This is a genomic window from Aurantibacter sp. (assembly GCF_042094015.1).
Classification (GTDB): Bacteria; Bacteroidota; Bacteroidia; order Flavobacteriales; family Flavobacteriaceae; genus Aurantibacter.
In genome coordinates this window covers 1-16,025 of record NZ_JBELDZ010000057.1, presented here as the reverse complement: position 1 = coordinate 16,025, position 16,025 = coordinate 1, and the positions used below count along the sequence as shown (strand labels likewise).

Here is a 16,025-nt window from a genome sequence, read left to right as displayed (position 1 = left end):
GGAGACAATATTAAAATAGAAATTGGTTACACTAAAAAAGACTTCTTGATAACGATTGATTTTATTGATTCAAATGATAAGGATTTTAATTTATATAAAACTATTTCTTCAGATGAGTTTTATGTTTTTCGAAAGATTTTAATGAGTAATCAAAATACTGTCGTTGATTTTGGAAATATATACGGGTCTGGAAATTTTGAGTCCAATAAATACTTACATTGCGGTATAGACAATCAAGAAATTGAATATAATTATAAAATTGGATATTGGAAGTTTTGGGATTTAAAAAGAAATTTTATTGCTGAAGGGGAATTTAAAATTGACAGTATGTTTATTAATGGTGGCGGATGTAATTATATAATAAAAACATCTAAAGTAATAAAAGACAAGTGGAAGTTTTATGATAAGAATAGTAAAACTATAAAAGGAGATATTGAACAGATATTTAAAATTGAAAACGCATATAAATGACATCTTAAAATAATAACTAACTTACAAGCTTAATTTTATAATTATTTATATATTTTTTTCACTCATCTCCTTTTAGTAAAAAAAACACACAAAAACCAAGCTATTTTTAGTCATAACAAATTACCAATGCAACTCAACCACTACACTACTCAATTTAAAGAAAGAACATTTCCAATAACTGTGGTTTGCGATAATGTAACTAATGCTCCAAATGTTGGTAGTTTATTTAGAGTTTGTGATGCTTTTGGTGTAGAAAACCTAGTGTTTTGTGGAGAGCATATTCCTATTGGCAGAAAAATGACAAAAACGTCGCGTGCTACCGAAAAAGTAGTGAATTACAACGTTGTTTCAGATTTAAAAACGGAAATTCTTCAGCTTAAAGAAAAAGGTTATACTATTGTTTGCTTAGAAATTACCAGTAATAGTTTAGCTATTCACGATTATAAGCTTCAACCTAACCAAAAAATTGCTTTAATTATTGGTGATGAGAATTTTGGAATTCATAAAGATATTTTAGAATTAAGCGATGCTACACTTCATATTAATATGTTTGGACAAAACAGCAGTATGAATGTTGTACAAGCTACTAATATAGCATTATACGAGTTTACAAAGCAATTGCAATAATTTCCGTTTAAATTTTATTAGATTTACGGTATAAACAAAAAACAAGTGACTTCAAAACAACTTACTTACGGAATATTAAGAGCTTTAGCCATAGTTGGCGGTATATTTTTAGTCTTATTTTTTTTATATAAAATACAATCTGTAATAGTTTATATACTAATTGCAGGTGTAGTTTCTTTAATAGGAAGACCTATTGTGCTCTTTTTAAGACGTAAACTAAAATTTAATAACACATTAGCTGTTGTTATTTCTATGTCTGTTTTAATAAGCTTATTTGTAGGTTTAGTTATGTTATTTATCCCTTTAATTGTTGAGCAAGGACAAAATTTATCTTTGTTAGATATTGAAGGTTTAAAAGTGAATTTAGAAGGTTTATATAAAGAAGCTCTAACACATTTTGATATTAAAACTAAAGATGTAGAACAATCTTTAAAAAACTCTAACCTTTTAGGTAAAATTGACTATTCTGTAATACCAAACCTATTAAATGGTCTAGTTAGCGGACTTGGAAATTTTAGTATTGGTTTATTTTCTGTGTTATTTATTTCATTTTTCTTTTTAAAAGACAGTAAATTATTTGAAGATGGAATTATGACATTTATCCCAAAAGGCACTGAAAATCGCTCTAAACGATCGTTTACAGCTATAAAAGATTTATTGTCTAGGTATTTTGTTGGCTTAATTTTTCAGATTTTAATTCTATTTGTAATTTATACCATTACCTTATTATTATTTGGAATAGACAATGCTGTTGTAATTGCATTTTTATGTGCATTACTAAATTTAATCCCATACGTTGGACCATTAGTAAGTGCTTTTTTAATGGTAATTTTAACTATGACTAGTAATCTTGGTGAAAGTTTTAGTGATGTTATTTTACCAAAAACAATGTATGTTATGATTGGATTTGTTATAGCACAATTGGTAGACAATTTCTTTAGTCAGCCAATAATATTTTCTAAAAGTGTAAAATCTCATCCATTAGAAATCTTCCTAATTATTGTTATAGCAGGAATCCTTTTTGGTATTGTTGGTTTAATAGTTGCTATTCCAGCTTACACAGCTTTAAAAGTGATTTTAAAAGAGTTTTTATCGGATAATAAAGTCGTTAAAAAACTAACCAAAAGCTTAGATGATTAGTTTTAATAAAGAATTGTTAAATATTAAGGTTCAGGATTTTATATTAAAAAATTTAAATTCTGATATTTCTAAATTAATTTTAAAAGGTATTCCCTTTCTTAATATTGAATCACAAGTTATTATTGAGCAAATTGAAGCTAAAAAACGCTGCAAAACAAAGCTAACAAGCTGGTTTAATACTGAAAACATATACTATCCAAATAAGTTAAACATTGAGCAAACCTCTTCTGAAATTACTGCAAATTATAAAGCTAAATTAATTAAAGGCAAAACTATAATTGATATTACTGGTGGATTTGGTGTGGATTGTTTTGCGTTCGCTAAAATATTTAAATCGGTAACTCATTGCGAAATTAACCCCATACTTTCAGACATTGTAAAACATAACTACAAACAATTAAATACTGATAATATTACTTGTGTTTGTAACGATGGAATTGAAGCGTTTAAAACTACTAAAAATAACTTTGACTGGATTTACATAGATCCATCTAGGCGAAGTGATATTAAAGGGAAGGTATTTTTATTAAAGGACTGTTTACCAAATGTACCACAACATTTAAATAGCTTATTTGAAAAATCGAATAACATATTAATAAAAACGTCTCCTTTATTAGATATTAGCTCTGGGATAAACGAATTAAAAAATATTAAAACTATACACGTAGTAGCATTAAACAATGAAGTTAAAGAATTGCTTTGGGTTTTAGAAAAAGATTATAAAGGTGGAATTGATATCAAAACGGTTAACCTTAAAAATAAAACAGAAACCATTTTTAACTTTAATTTAGACGAAGAGTCTACTTCTGTAGCCAATTACAATCTACCACTAACCTATTTATACGAACCAAATTCTGCTATTCTAAAAGCTGGTGCTTTCAATATTTTATCTACAAAACTTAACGTAAGCAAACTTCATAAACATTCGCATTTATATACAAGTGATGCTTTTATAGATTTTCCAGGAAGATCGTTTAAAATTATAAAGGAATTACCTTATAACAAAAAAGTATTCAAAAAATATTTTAACGAAGCTAAAGCCAATATTACCACTAGAAATTTCCCTGAGAAAGTTGATGCTATTCGTAAAAAACTAAGTTTAAAAGATGGTGGGAATAGTTATATCTTTTTCACCACAAATTTAAATAATAATAAAATTATATTGGTTTGTGAAAAAATATGATTCTTTACAAATCATCATGAAACTTATAAAAATAAAAAAGACTTACAATCAAGTAAGTCTTTTTTTTTATATCGATAAAATCAAAAATTATATAGTATAAAATTATCAAATTTTAATTACTTGGTATCTGCTCTAAAAATTCAAATGTTGCTGTTGGTGGTCCTCCAAATATAGAGTTAGATGAGTTATTAAAAATATTACTACTTATATATGGTATTTCGGAATTTGGACCTATATAAATTGTTTCTCCATTCATATCTACATCTGTTCCATAATACCCTACAGAACTATAAGTTGCTGTTGGTGGTCCGCCAAACAAAGAGTTATCTGGATCGTTAAAGACTTGACTACTTATAAATGGTATTTCTGAATTTGCGCCTAAATAATTTAAACGTCCATCATTATTTACATCTCCTGCCCACATCCCTACAACATCTGTTGGCATCCCAAATGTAGTTTGTGCATTAGAACCATATGTAATTTGATTATTTACATCTGTAAAATCTACAATAGTTACTGCTTTAGCTAGTGTAATTGTGCCATTTGAAATAATTCCTAAATGATTTCTATGGTGTATTGAAACATAATAATTACCTGAAGCTAATTCAAATTCAACATAAGAAGTTCCATCTACATCAACAATATTACCATCACGTTGTAACAAAGCAGATCGCGAAGCCTCTACAATAGTATTATCTGTTTCATCTCGTAACTCTATCCAAACCCAATCAACAATTGCATTATCTCCAGTTGTATTAAAAACATTTACATCACAAGTAAGTGCATCTCCATAAGGAGACGTTGTAGGAATATAACTATTACTTCGTAAATCATCTCGCATAAGTGTTAATTCTCCTGTTGCAGGATTTAATGCTGCTCCTTGTAAAAAGACTATAGGGTCTAAAATAATTGATAGTTTACTTCCTTGATGAAAACCTTGTGATAGTGATGTAGTGCCATCGGTAAGAGTTGAAACAACTAATTCACCAACAGTGAAATCTAAACTTACTGACGCATTTGTTAATGTAGAACCAGCTGATCCAATGACTTGACGTTCTAAACTTTGAGAAAAGCCACTAATCATTACCAATAAAAAGACAATAGAAAATATATTTTTCATAATCAATTCTTTATTTTTTACTAATTAATTTGTTTACCAACTTCTTTAATTCTTGTACTTCCTTTTCTAAAGCATCAATTCTTTCATCTTTTACATTCGAATTACCCGTTTTATTGTTAACCGAAGATGTTAAATTCTCAGCATACTTTGCACGTAATGCATAAGGTACACTCACAAATGATGTTGATCCCATTAAAACATAAGTTGTTCCACCTGCAATATCTAATTCTATTTGTAATAAATTATTATGAGACCAATCTATATCTTTAAATAACCCTGAAACGATTGTTCCTCCTCCAATTTCAAAATCAACTAAACCTCGTGAAGATGTTGTTACATTGTGTGTTTCAGAATATACAGTAGAATTAGAAGCAGATACATCTATAACATTCATTCTAAAGCTAACTAATTGATTAGCTAAAACATCTCCAGAAGCATCACGCACTGAACTCTGGTAATTTAATAACTCTGGAACTGCACTTACACCAGAACCAGCATTAGAACCAACTTCTCCCCAAACTGATCCATTCCAAATGTATAATAGATTTTCATCGGTATCATACACCATTAATCCTACATCTGTTGTAGTTAAGGCAACTCCAGAAGCAGGCATAGTTGCCATAGTTGTTCTTTGAGCTGTAGTAACTCTATTTACTAGAAATCCTTTATCTACATCTGCTAAATCTAGAGACGCATTTGTATTTGCTGCAACCGTACCAATACCAACACTTAAACGGTTAGCGACTTGATCTCCACCTAAAGCCATAGTATTTAGCTGAGCTACGGTTACTCCTTGTCCTATTGCAATAGAATTATCAGCTGTAACACTTGTATTTGCACCTAAAGCAATTGAATTAGTTCCTGAAACAGATGTTGCATAACCCAATCCTACGGAATACGCATGATCCAAATATCCTTTAGACCCCATTAGTACTGAATAATCAGCAGCTGCTTCTGTGTTTGTTAAATACCCCATACTAATTGATTCAAGACCATGTTGATCATTTTCGGTACCAATACCAATTGCATAAGAAGCATTTGTATACGATCTATAACCAATTGCAGTTGCATCATTTGCATTTACCATATCGTACCCATCTGCAGACCATTGACCATGTGTGTTTACTCCTGTACCTCCAATAAAAATACATCTTGATCGGTTGGTGTTTCCAAAATCTGCACCAGATCCAATACCAACATTGTCACTTCCTTCTCTATTTGAGAATCCAGCAGATGTACCTAGATATGTGTTACGCATTGCATTTGTATTATTATCAGCGTTTGTTCTGTTATTATCTCCACCGGCATAAGCACCAACAAATGTGTTATGACTCGCATTCTCTGTAGCACAGCCTGCTCCATGCCCAATATAAGTATTCATTATCCCAATATCACCATCTATCCCAGCAGAATCTCCTACAGCTGTATTCCACTTTCCTGTTGTGTTATCATAACCTGCTTCATCTCCAAAAAATGCATTTCCGTATCCTGTTGTATTAGATCTACCGGCAGTGTTACCTACAAATGTATTGTCACTAGCTGTGGTAGTATTATACCCAGCATCTTCACCAATAAAAACGTTATCATCTCCACTTGTTAGTTCTTGACCCGCTTCTTCACCTACAATAGTATTATCATTAGCAGTTCCATCCATATTCATTCCAGCTTCTGTACCAATAACCGTATTATCACCACCAGATGATGCAGAGCGTCCTGCATATTTTCCAATAAATACATTATCAAAACCACTGGTTGAAGCACTTCCTGTACCTATTTCTGAAGCGGCTTCAGATCCAATTATTGTATTATCCGATCCAGTTGTAATAAATCGACCTGCTTTATAACCTAAGAAAGTGTTATGTAAACCACTTGTAACGTTATGTCCTGAACTATCTCCATAAAAAGTATCATAATCACCTGTAGTAAGGTCGGATCCAGATCCTAGTCCTTGGGTTTCATTACCTATTTGTGCATAATTAGTTGCGGAAAATAACATTAACAATAACGCTATTAAATGTTGTTTTTTAATCATCATTCTTTATATTATTTAGTCAATTAGTTTTTAATATATAAATGCAAATATACACGAAAAAAAACATGGTAAATATCTTTAATATGTATATTTTTACTTTTTATAATTTTTGTCGTTCAAACAATGAAATATTTTTTATACTTATTTTTATACATAATATCTTTTAATACAATAGGGCAAAACAATAATTCCATCGCCAAAGAATGGATGGATACATTATTAGAAATGGTAAAAGAAGATGGGCAAGGGCCAACTGTTCAAGCAAGAAACATGTTTCATCTTTCTGCAGCAATGCATGATGCCTGGGCTGCTTACGACAAAAAACAATCAACTTATTTCTTAGGGAAAGAAAAAAATGGTCAATTAATAGCTTTTAATTCTAATTTTAAACGGATCTCAAAAAATACTGATAGTTTGAGAAATATTGCAATTAGTTATGCTGCTTATAAAATTATCGATTCTCGTTTTCAAGAATATGGAAGTAAAGGAAGAACTATAGATATTTTAAACTCTACTTTTTATAAATATCAGTTTAAAATTAATAAAACACTAAGAACTGATTACGAAAGCGGAAGTCCAGAAGCTTTAGGGAATTATATAGCCCAACAAGTTTTATTATTTGGTAAAAAAGATGGTTCTAAAGAGGAGCATAATCATGAATTAGTTAAATATAAACCAAAAAACAAAAACTTATTACCAGGAATTCCTGGTGTTGAAAGTCTAAATTACCCAAACCATTGGCAACCCATTTATATCAATAAATATATTGCAAAAAAAGGGTATGATAAAACATTAAAAGATTGGAATCAATTACTTATTAATGGAAACGTTGATTTTTTAACGCCATTTTGGGGAGAAGTACAATCGTTCGCTTTACCGTCTGAATCAAAAGAAGGGATGGTTCACTTTAACCCGGGACCACCTCCACATATTAATACAAATAACCCAAAAGAAACAGAAGCGTATCGCTGGGGGTTTTCATTAGTACAACGTTTTTCAAGTAAGCTTGATAGTAAAAACTCAAAACTTTGGGATATTTCACCTAAAGGTATCACTGATATTGACAATCATTTACCAACAGGAATTGACGCATATAAATCGTATTATACTAATGTAGAAAATAATCATAAAAAGAAACTAATAAAAAACCCAATTACAAAAAAAAATTACTCTAAAAATTTAGTTAAACAAGGTGATTACTGTAGAGTTATTGCTGAATTTTGGGTTGATGGTCCAAATACCTACTCGCCACCCGGTCATTGGTTAAAATTTTTAAATAAAGTATCCTATCATCCCGATTTTAAACGAAAATGGAATGGAAAAGGAAAGGTTTTATCTCAATTAGAATGGGATATAAAAAGTTATTTTTTACTATGTGGCACTATGCATGATGCAGCAATAGCTTGTTGGAGTGCTAAAGGTTATTATGATTATGTAAGACCTATTTCTGCCATCAGGTATTTAGCTAGCTTAGGACAATCTTCTGATGTGAATAAGCCTAATTATAATAGTTCAGGTTTAAAACTTGAAAAAGGACTAGTTGAATTAGTAACAAGTAAAGATTCTTTAGTAGGAAATAATAAGGAACATTTAAATAAAGTAAAAATATACAATTGGAGAGGCCCTGATGCGATTAATAATCCATATAATGATACAGCAGGTGTTGGTTGGATTCTTGCTGAAAATTGGTGGCCTTACCAACGTTACACTTTTGCAACGCCTCCTTTTGCTGGCTATACATCTGGACATTCAACATTCTCTATAGCAAGTGCAAAATTGTTAACCTACATTTCCGGTTCGCCTTATTTCCCTGATGGTTTAGAAACGTATACTGCTGAAAAAAATGAATTTTTAGGTTTTGAAAATGGACCTTCTGAAACAGTAACTCTTCAGTGGGCAACTTTTTATGATGCAGCTATAGAAACTTGTTTATCTAGAGTTTGGGGAGGTATTCATCCACCTGTAGACGATATTGAAGGTAGAAGAACAGGTAAAAAGGTTGCGGAAAATGCCATCGAATTCTCTAAATTTTTTTTTAACTAACGTATGATTTTTAAACAAATTAAGAGCAGAAATATTATAAGTCTAATTATTTTTATACTTATTTTTATTGTTTACGCTATTTCATCTCCACGTACTATTACATTTTGGGATAGTGCAGAATTTGTTTCAAGCAGTTTTAATTTACAAGCAACTCATCCACCAGGATCTCCTTTTTACACAATGCTATGTAGTGTTATCATGCAGTTTTTTTCGGTTACTAATATTGCTTTTGTTTCTAACTTAATATCTAGTTTTTTTGGTGCATTAACGGTTACATTCCTTTTTAAAATAGTTTATTTTATTACTACAAAAATTCAGAACAATAAATCTGAGTTCGAAACTAAACTCCTACCCTACTTTACAGGTGTCACTAGCGCTTTAACTTTAGCGTTTTCAAATAGTTTTTGGACTGCTTCTACAGAAACAGAAGTCTACACTCTTTCATTTGCATTAATGACAATAATTATATTTGTAATGCTTAAATGGGAAGGTGCATCAAATAAAGAAGAAGAAACAAAACTTATTCTATTGTTTTCATTCTTATTGGGAATTGTAACAGGTGTTCATTTAATAATAATTTCCATAATAATTCCTATTACCCTTTTATACACTCATAAAAAATATGGTTTAACGATAAAAAACACAATCCTATCCTTAATCATTGGATGTGTCTTATTTTTAAGTATTTACATGTTTGCTATTCAAGGTGTTATAAAATTAGCTAATAATTTAGATATTTGGCTTGTTAATACATTTAAAACTTCAGTAAATACAGGAACTATAATCATTCTATTTTTATTAATATTCTTTTTTTTAATTACCCAATGGATTACTTATAAAAAACAAAAGTCAAAATTACACCATATTACTCTATCTATTCTGTTTTTTTTTATTGGAATTAGTTCATATATAATGCCAATGCAAAGAGTGAATGCAAATACACAAATTGCGAATGGAGTAAGTACAAGTAATAGAATGTTGAAATACATAAAAGGAGAACAATTTGGTATTAATAATATTCCATTATTAAAAGGCTATACTTACAATGCGCCTCTAGACAAAAATTCACCTTTTATAGATGGGGAACCCGTTTTAACTTATGATTCTAATAGGCAAAAATATATTACTGTTGATAATGGTAAATATAGTAAAACCAACTATTCTGATGAATTTTCTATGTACTTCCCAAGACTTTTTAATAAAAAAAATGAACATAAATACAAATTATGGACAACAATAAAAGGTGATTCTGTTAATTATAGTGTTAATGGTGAAACCAAAACTATTTACAGACCAACTAATCAGGAAAATTTTAATTTCTTTATAGATTATCAAGTTTCATGGTTATATCTACGATACTTATATTGGAACTTTATCGGTAAACAGAACAGTAATCACGGCATAGGATATATTAAAGATGGTAACTGGGTTAGCGGAATAAATAGTATTGATAAATTAAGAGTTGGAGATATTTCTAATACACCTATGCGTTTTATTAATGATAAAAGTAGAAATACTTATTACTTTATACCTTTTATATTAGGTTTTATAGGTTTGTTATCATTAATAAGGCATAAGCACTATTTTTTAACAACAATTTTTATCTTTTTAGCTTTTGGAATTGGTATAACTATATACATTAATCCAGTACCGCATAGTATTTTAGTAAGAGAACGTGATTACATTTTTATAGGATCGTTTATCATTTTCTCTCTTTGGGTTGGTCTATCAATTTTGCTAATTTACAACTCATTAAAATCAATATTTACAACTAAAATCAGATTAATAGTTGTTTCAATTTTAGTATTAATCGGTGCTCCTCTACAAATGCTAGCAAAAGGCTGGAATGATCATCAACGAAGTCATGATTCTTTTTCTTATGATTTTGGAAAAGCCTACTTAGATGCTTGCCCAAAACAAGCAATACTTATTACTAATGGGGATAATATGACATTTCCATTATGGTATTTACAAGAAGTAGAAAAATACAGAACAGATGTTAGAGTTTTAAATTATGATCAATTAAATTTAGATGTAAATATACAGAATCTTAAAAAGGAAATAAATACTTCTAACCCTTTAGAGTTTAATTTAGATAGCCATTTATATATAGATGGTGTTGATCGATTAATACCACTTCAGCGAGAAACAAATAATGCAGCAGTTTTAACTAACTTATTTAATTTTTTAAACGACAGTACCACTCTAATAAATTGGAACGGAAAATTAAAACACTACATGCCAACAACAACATTTTCAATTCCAATAGATACCTTAAAAATTAGAAAACACGGATTGAATTTGAAAGAATTAAATGCGATATATACTCCTGAAATAAAATGGCATTTTGCTAAAAATTTCTATGAATTAAAAGATATTGTTTTATTAAACATTATAACAAAAAACATTCATAATAGACCGATTTGTTTTGCCGATAATGGTAAAAAAAATCATTACATCGGACTACAAAACTATTTTGTTAAAAATGGAATGGTGGAACAATTAGCACCACTAAAAAGAAAAAAATCATTAGACAACCCAAAAATTGTAAACACAACTATGATGTATCCATATGTTATGGATAAATTACATTTTAAAGGCTTAAATCATGAAAAAAAATACATAAATAGTGAGAACAGAACTTATGTTCAAGACATAATTAGACCAAATTATTATTTTCTAGCTCAAGCATTGATAGAAGAAGGAAAAACAAAAGAAGCGATAGCAGTATTAGATAAATCTTTTACTATTTTCCCAAATAAAACGATACCATACAAACAATATGCATTTGCATTAGGAAAATTATATTTTAGAGCAGGATTACCAGAAAAAGGAACTGAAATATGTACTATGGTTATGGAGAATTTTTTGGAAGAACTTACTTGGATTACTTCCTTTAATCCTCCACAACCTATGATAAATATAAAACATGCTGAAAAATTGAAAAATATGTATATACAAATGCTAGAACAATTTCCTGGAAACAAAACAACTTTAAAAAATTATGAACAACGTTTTGAAGCTTTAGAAGTAGGGTTTGTAAACTGGAAGAAAACAAACTGGCCTTACTAACCTATTTATAACTCATGTTTTCATTTTCAACAGAAGTAACCTCTTCAAGCATTAGATCGGATAATGCATTATATAAAAGGACACTAAAGGCATACCATTTAATCTCTAAAAAAACTCACGGGGATGTTTTAGAAATAGGCTGTGGTGAAGGCTATGGATTAGATATTATAATAAAGAACACAAAATCTTTAACTGTTATAGATAAATCAAAATACACATTAAATAAAATTAAAAAGAGGTACAAAAAGGTAACAATAATAAATCAAAGAATACCACCCTTAAAGAACTTAAAAGACAATAGTTTTGATGTTGTAGTATCGTTTCAAGTTATAGAACACATAAAAGATGCAACATTGTTTATTAATGAAATCCATCGCGTTTTAAAGCCTAATGGAACTGCATATATAACTACTCCTAATTCAAAAAAATCAATAGCTAGAAATCCTTGGCACTATAAAGAATATAATTATTCCGAAATAAAGAGTTTAATTGAGCAAAAATTTATCAATTATTGCATCAAAGGCATAAAAGGAAATAAAAAAACAGATTCTTATTACTCAAAAAACAAACGATCTGTAGAGCGTCTTTTACAATTAGATGTATTTAAAATACAACATATAATACCTGCATTCCTACTTAAACTACCCTATGAAATAGTTAATAGATTCAATAGAGCTAGACTTTTTAAAAAGAACAATGCATTAGTTAATAGTATTACATTAGAAGATTATTCCTTAGATGATTATTCAACAGACACTTTAGATTTTTTCTGTACTATGAATAAAAAAGATATTTTATAATTGTTCATAATATTTTAGTTTTAAATTTATGGTGTACCTCACAAGAAGATGGTGTGCCTAAATGTGTACTAAAAAAGTATCATTTAATTTAATAATTGTGTGTAATTGAAATTTAATAAAGAGACATAACTCTTGTGAAGCACTACAAAACCAATAAAAACAAAAAAGACCTACAGTTAAGTAAGTCTTCTCGTGAAACAATAATTTCTCAAATAGATCATAAAATAAAATATACAATTTTATTAAATAAGAGTTTAGTCATATCTACAAGATTTACTTGCGCCACTTTACCCATATTACTACAACAGGATTAGAGACAGGAGATCCTTGATTCTGAACATTCACAACAAGATAATCATCTTTATTAAAATCTTGGTTAATTATAAAAGAATTGTATTTATTATTAATTAAATTAAAATCTATGACTGATTGATTAACAGAACCGTTTCTGATTCTAATTTGAAAACCTTTGTTAGCCAAACCACCTGATGTATTTACTGTAAAACCAATAATTGTACCATTCAATGGCATTAATGGACCACTATTATTATTTGCTACAGTACCACCAAAGCGTAACCTAGTATTATCTACATCACCAGCTCTACCGAATTGAAATGAAGTACTTAAAACCGATAGCCATTTAGACCTGTTGTCATCATACATATATAGTAAATCATCTATAACAGCTATTTGGCCATCAGCTGAGCCTACAGGAGATGATTGTGGATTTAATTCTAATCCAGGAATACCATCATCGGTAGTTGAAATTTCTAATTTTGAAGTTGGATTAACAGTACCAATTCCAACCTGGGAAAAGGAAATAATATTGAACGAAAAAAAAAGGATTATGAGATATTTCATTTATTTAAACTAATAAATAAGTAAACAAATTTCATTTAAAATCGATAGAATACCATTGCCTATAGTTAAAAGACTATTATCTATAGATGAAAAGGGTTAAATCTAATTGTAATATCCAAAACTATATTTTAATAAAAAGTTCACTTTTTATTCATTTGTGTAGATTTTATTATCTAATTAATTTCATTAGATGAATAACTTTTAAGTTTAGTTCACTAAAATTCTCTTTACTATCGACTTATTTTGAATTGTTATTTTAAACAGATAGGAACCTTTTAATTGAGAAATATCAATAGTTTTTTGATGATAGTTTAGTTTTTGAGAAACTATTTTTCTTCCTACAAAATCATATACTTCAATTAGTGCATTTTCTGTTAATCCTCGTATATTTATAAAACCAGAAGCTGGATTTGGATATAAATGAATTAAGTCTTCATCAATAGTTACAACATCTAATGTTTCTTCTGGCCAATTGACCCCAGTTTTAGAACCCCATAAATGTTCTGCTAATTCTGGGTGATCTATAAAAGGGTTTCTGTTATCTTGGAATTCATAATAAATTATATCATTTCTATTTTCTTCCCACAAATCAACAGGGTCAGCTCTATGCCAATCCATTAAAGTAGACCATACACCGTGAGTTGGGTCTATACTACTTTGAGGTAGCATTTGTTCTGTTGGCTCCAAATCTACATAACCATCTAATCCTTCATACCTAACTGCCATATAGAATATCATTCTAGCTACATCTCCTTTTACTTCATCTCTTGGCTCAAAAGACCAATCATTTGGATCTGTTTGTGAACCTGTTAAATTACTCCAACTATCAGTAACACCAACACAAGTTGTACAGTTATTAAAACTACGATTACTACGAGTGCTGTTTGTTGCATTGTCCAAAGGTCTTAATGCGTGAACATCTGTACCTGGTCCTGTAATAGTTCCAAAATCACCTCTAGATTTAGCCCAAACATGCTCTCTAGTCCAACCATTACCACTATTATATTCTTGGCTAGCATTTACAGATACTCCTGAATAAACAAGAATAACATTATTTGAATTATTTGGGTCTTTGTCTGTTTCTTTTAAAATATCCCAAACATCTGTACTCGCACTTGTATAAGGATATTCAATATGATTATCTATTATTTGATTTAATTCAAATTTCAAATTATCATCAGCGTTACCTGTAGCAGAAGAATAATAATTTAAAGGTATTTGTGCAAAAGTTAAAAATGGTAAAAAAAGAAATATTAAAAATTTCAGCATTAGCTATATATTATATTGTTAAAATGAAAAAATCTTACATAATTAATACAATTACTTGTATAAAAAGGCTAAAACTTTAACTTTTTACTTAATTTTTTAATTTATTTACTAACATTGCTCTGAACAACCATTCCGTAATGCTCTTGAGTGATATTCATATTAGAATGCCCTAATAGCTCTGAAACAACCTCCATTGGAACATTATTAAAGAGTAATACAGTAGTTGCAAAGGTTTTCCTTACAATGTGATGTGTTAGCTTTTTATCTATGTTTAAAACCTTTGAAACTTCTTTTAAATAGGAGTTGAATTTTTGATTAGAAATTACAGGCAATAGTTTATCATCAAATGCATCTTCATATTTAACTAAAATCTGCTTTGCCTTATTTAACAAAGGAATAGAAACTACTTTTTCAGTTTTCTGTCTTACAATCTTAATCCACTATTTGCCATCAAAATTAATAATAAGATGCTCTTGATTTAAGTTAGCCATTTCTTGATAAGCTAACCCTGTATAGCAAAAGAATACAAGCATATCTTTAACTTGTTGTAATCTCTTTTGAGAAAAAGAATATCTTTCTATTAACTTTAACTCATCAACTGTTAAGTAGGTAATTTGAGATCTGTATTTCTTATTTTAAATTGAGCAAGTGGGTTTCTTTCTATATAGTTTTCATCAATAGCAAACTGAATAATTTTCTTTACACGCTGAATACTTCTATAAACAGTAGCTTGCCTTAAATTTAAATCTGTTTTAAAAAAGTATTCTAAATCTTTAATGAATTTCATATCCAATTGATTTAGCCTAACATCCTTTTTTCTGTAGAATTTAGATATAAACAAAGCTACTTTCCTCCTGCTTTCAATATATCTACTCCAAGACAACTCATTAAAATCTTTACCTATTAATTTTTTAGTCTTCTCATTATGCAAATCATAAGCTCCTAGTATTGTTATTTCAGTCATAGAATCTTCTCCTTTATACTTTCTCTGTATATCATCAATATCAAAACTATCCGGTAAAACTTGTAGCATTAAAAAAGCCTCATTAATCTTTTGACTAATAAGGCTTATATGTGTATTTATGATGTTATTTTCAGGATTTGGTGGTTTAGCTTGTTGTAAGCCATTATCCCAGTTGTCAGGCTTTATAAATAGTCCTGTAGAGAACTCTTTACGTTTCTTTTGGTAAGTTATTCTACATTTTATTGGACATAGTCCTCTTTTATTGGTTTTGTTCTTTTGTATTACAAATAATACAATGATTTTATAATTATTCATAAGTATGTTTTTAAAATTAATTTTGGGTACCCACAAGATAATTTGGGTACCTTTTTGTACACCTAAAAAGGTGTCATTTAATTTAATAATTGTGTGTAATTGAAATTTAATAAAGAGACATAACTCTT

At 29.2% G+C, this 16,025-nt stretch carries 13 protein-coding genes; 7 read left to right on the top strand and 6 right to left on the bottom strand.

The window, feature by feature from the left end:
- The 4 genes from ACFDSN_RS08915 to ACFDSN_RS08900 all read left to right on the top strand — a co-directional run.
- The coding region (locus ACFDSN_RS08915; RefSeq protein ID WP_375239501.1) for a hypothetical protein at positions 1–471 on the top strand (471 nt) is incomplete at its 5' end.
- Positions 472–597: 126 nt separating this feature from the next.
- The gene (locus ACFDSN_RS08910; protein WP_375239500.1) at positions 598–1,098 is read left to right on the top strand and encodes a TrmH family RNA methyltransferase; all 501 of its coding nucleotides are present in this window, start codon (positions 598–600) and stop codon (positions 1,096–1,098) included.
- Positions 1,099–1,143: 45 nt separating this feature from the next.
- Positions 1,144–2,238: an AI-2E family transporter gene (locus ACFDSN_RS08905; RefSeq protein ID WP_375239499.1), complete on the top strand. Its 1,095-nt coding sequence runs from the start codon at positions 1,144–1,146 to the stop codon at positions 2,236–2,238.
- Positions 2,231–3,421: a class I SAM-dependent methyltransferase gene (locus ACFDSN_RS08900; RefSeq protein ID WP_375239497.1), complete on the top strand. Its 1,191-nt coding sequence runs from the start codon at positions 2,231–2,233 to the stop codon at positions 3,419–3,421. The genes ACFDSN_RS08905 and ACFDSN_RS08900 overlap by 8 nt, the downstream gene beginning before the upstream one ends.
- A gap of 112 nt (positions 3,422–3,533) precedes the next feature.
- Here ACFDSN_RS08900 and ACFDSN_RS08895 read toward each other — a convergent pair whose 3' ends face one another.
- Together ACFDSN_RS08895 and ACFDSN_RS08890 are read right to left on the bottom strand one after the other, a co-directional pair.
- Positions 3,534–4,541: a hemagglutinin protein gene (locus ACFDSN_RS08895; RefSeq protein ID WP_375239496.1), complete on the bottom strand. Its 1,008-nt coding sequence runs from the start codon at positions 4,539–4,541 to the stop codon at positions 3,534–3,536.
- 10 nt (positions 4,542–4,551) lie between these two features.
- Positions 4,552–6,576: a hypothetical protein gene (locus tag ACFDSN_RS08890; RefSeq protein WP_375239495.1), complete on the bottom strand. Its 2,025-nt coding sequence runs from the start codon at positions 6,574–6,576 to the stop codon at positions 4,552–4,554.
- 120 nt (positions 6,577–6,696) lie between these two features.
- Here ACFDSN_RS08890 and ACFDSN_RS08885 point away from each other — a divergent pair, with 120 nt between their 5' ends.
- Genes ACFDSN_RS08885 through ACFDSN_RS08875 form a run of 3 tightly spaced genes read left to right on the top strand, consistent with a single transcriptional unit; the run spans position 6,697 to position 12,488 of the window.
- Complete coding sequence (locus ACFDSN_RS08885) at positions 6,697–8,616, top strand: vanadium-dependent haloperoxidase (RefSeq protein WP_375239494.1); 1,920 nt, start codon at positions 6,697–6,699, stop codon at positions 8,614–8,616.
- A 3-nt stretch (positions 8,617–8,619) separates the two neighbouring features.
- A complete protein-coding gene (locus tag ACFDSN_RS08880; protein WP_375239493.1) occupies positions 8,620–11,688 on the top strand; it encodes a protein O-mannosyl-transferase family in 3,069 nt (1,022 codons plus the stop codon).
- Between the two features lie 14 nt (positions 11,689–11,702).
- Positions 11,703–12,488 carry a class I SAM-dependent methyltransferase gene (locus ACFDSN_RS08875; RefSeq protein WP_375239492.1) on the top strand — a complete coding sequence of 262 codons (786 nt, stop codon included), beginning with the start codon at positions 11,703–11,705 and terminating at the stop codon, positions 12,486–12,488.
- A gap of 273 nt (positions 12,489–12,761) precedes the next feature.
- Here the strand turns inward: ACFDSN_RS08875 and ACFDSN_RS08870 are convergent, their stop codons facing one another.
- The 4 genes from ACFDSN_RS08870 to ACFDSN_RS08855 form a co-directional block, all read right to left on the bottom strand.
- Complete coding sequence (locus ACFDSN_RS08870; protein WP_375239491.1) at positions 12,762–13,349, bottom strand: hypothetical protein; 588 nt, start codon at positions 13,347–13,349, stop codon at positions 12,762–12,764.
- Between the two features lie 207 nt (positions 13,350–13,556).
- The gene (locus tag ACFDSN_RS08865) at positions 13,557–14,618 is read right to left on the bottom strand and encodes an endonuclease (RefSeq protein WP_375239490.1); all 1,062 of its coding nucleotides are present in this window, start codon (positions 14,616–14,618) and stop codon (positions 13,557–13,559) included.
- Positions 14,619–14,719: 101 nt separating this feature from the next.
- Positions 14,720–15,010 (bottom strand): tyrosine-type recombinase/integrase, encoded by a 291-nt coding sequence (locus ACFDSN_RS08860; RefSeq protein WP_375239489.1) that lies wholly within the window; start codon positions 15,008–15,010, stop codon positions 14,720–14,722.
- 209 nt (positions 15,011–15,219) lie between these two features.
- Positions 15,220–15,897, bottom strand: coding sequence for a phage integrase SAM-like domain-containing protein (locus tag ACFDSN_RS08855; protein ID WP_375239488.1), 678 nt, complete (start codon positions 15,895–15,897; stop codon positions 15,220–15,222).
- Positions 15,898–16,025 lie beyond the last annotated feature (128 nt).

Coding starts and splice junctions, on each gene's coding strand:
- ACFDSN_RS08875 (WP_375239492.1), top strand. CDS start 11,703: ATGTTTTCATTTTCAACAGAAGTAACCTCTTCAAGCATTAGATCGGAT.
- ACFDSN_RS08910 (WP_375239500.1), top strand. CDS start 598: ATGCAACTCAACCACTACACTACTCAATTTAAAGAAAGAACATTTCCA.
- ACFDSN_RS08895 (WP_375239496.1), bottom strand. CDS start 4,541: ATGAAAAATATATTTTCTATTGTCTTTTTATTGGTAATGATTAGTGGC.
- ACFDSN_RS08880 (WP_375239493.1), top strand. CDS start 8,620: ATGATTTTTAAACAAATTAAGAGCAGAAATATTATAAGTCTAATTATT.
- ACFDSN_RS08885 (WP_375239494.1), top strand. CDS start 6,697: ATGAAATATTTTTTATACTTATTTTTATACATAATATCTTTTAATACA.
- ACFDSN_RS08855 (WP_375239488.1), bottom strand. CDS start 15,897: ATGAATAATTATAAAATCATTGTATTATTTGTAATACAAAAGAACAAA.
- ACFDSN_RS08900 (WP_375239497.1), top strand. CDS start 2,231: ATGATTAGTTTTAATAAAGAATTGTTAAATATTAAGGTTCAGGATTTT.
- ACFDSN_RS08890 (WP_375239495.1), bottom strand. CDS start 6,576: ATGATGATTAAAAAACAACATTTAATAGCGTTATTGTTAATGTTATTT.
- ACFDSN_RS08870 (WP_375239491.1), bottom strand. CDS start 13,349: ATGAAATATCTCATAATCCTTTTTTTTTCGTTCAATATTATTTCCTTT.
- ACFDSN_RS08865 (WP_375239490.1), bottom strand. CDS start 14,618: ATGCTGAAATTTTTAATATTTCTTTTTTTACCATTTTTAACTTTTGCA.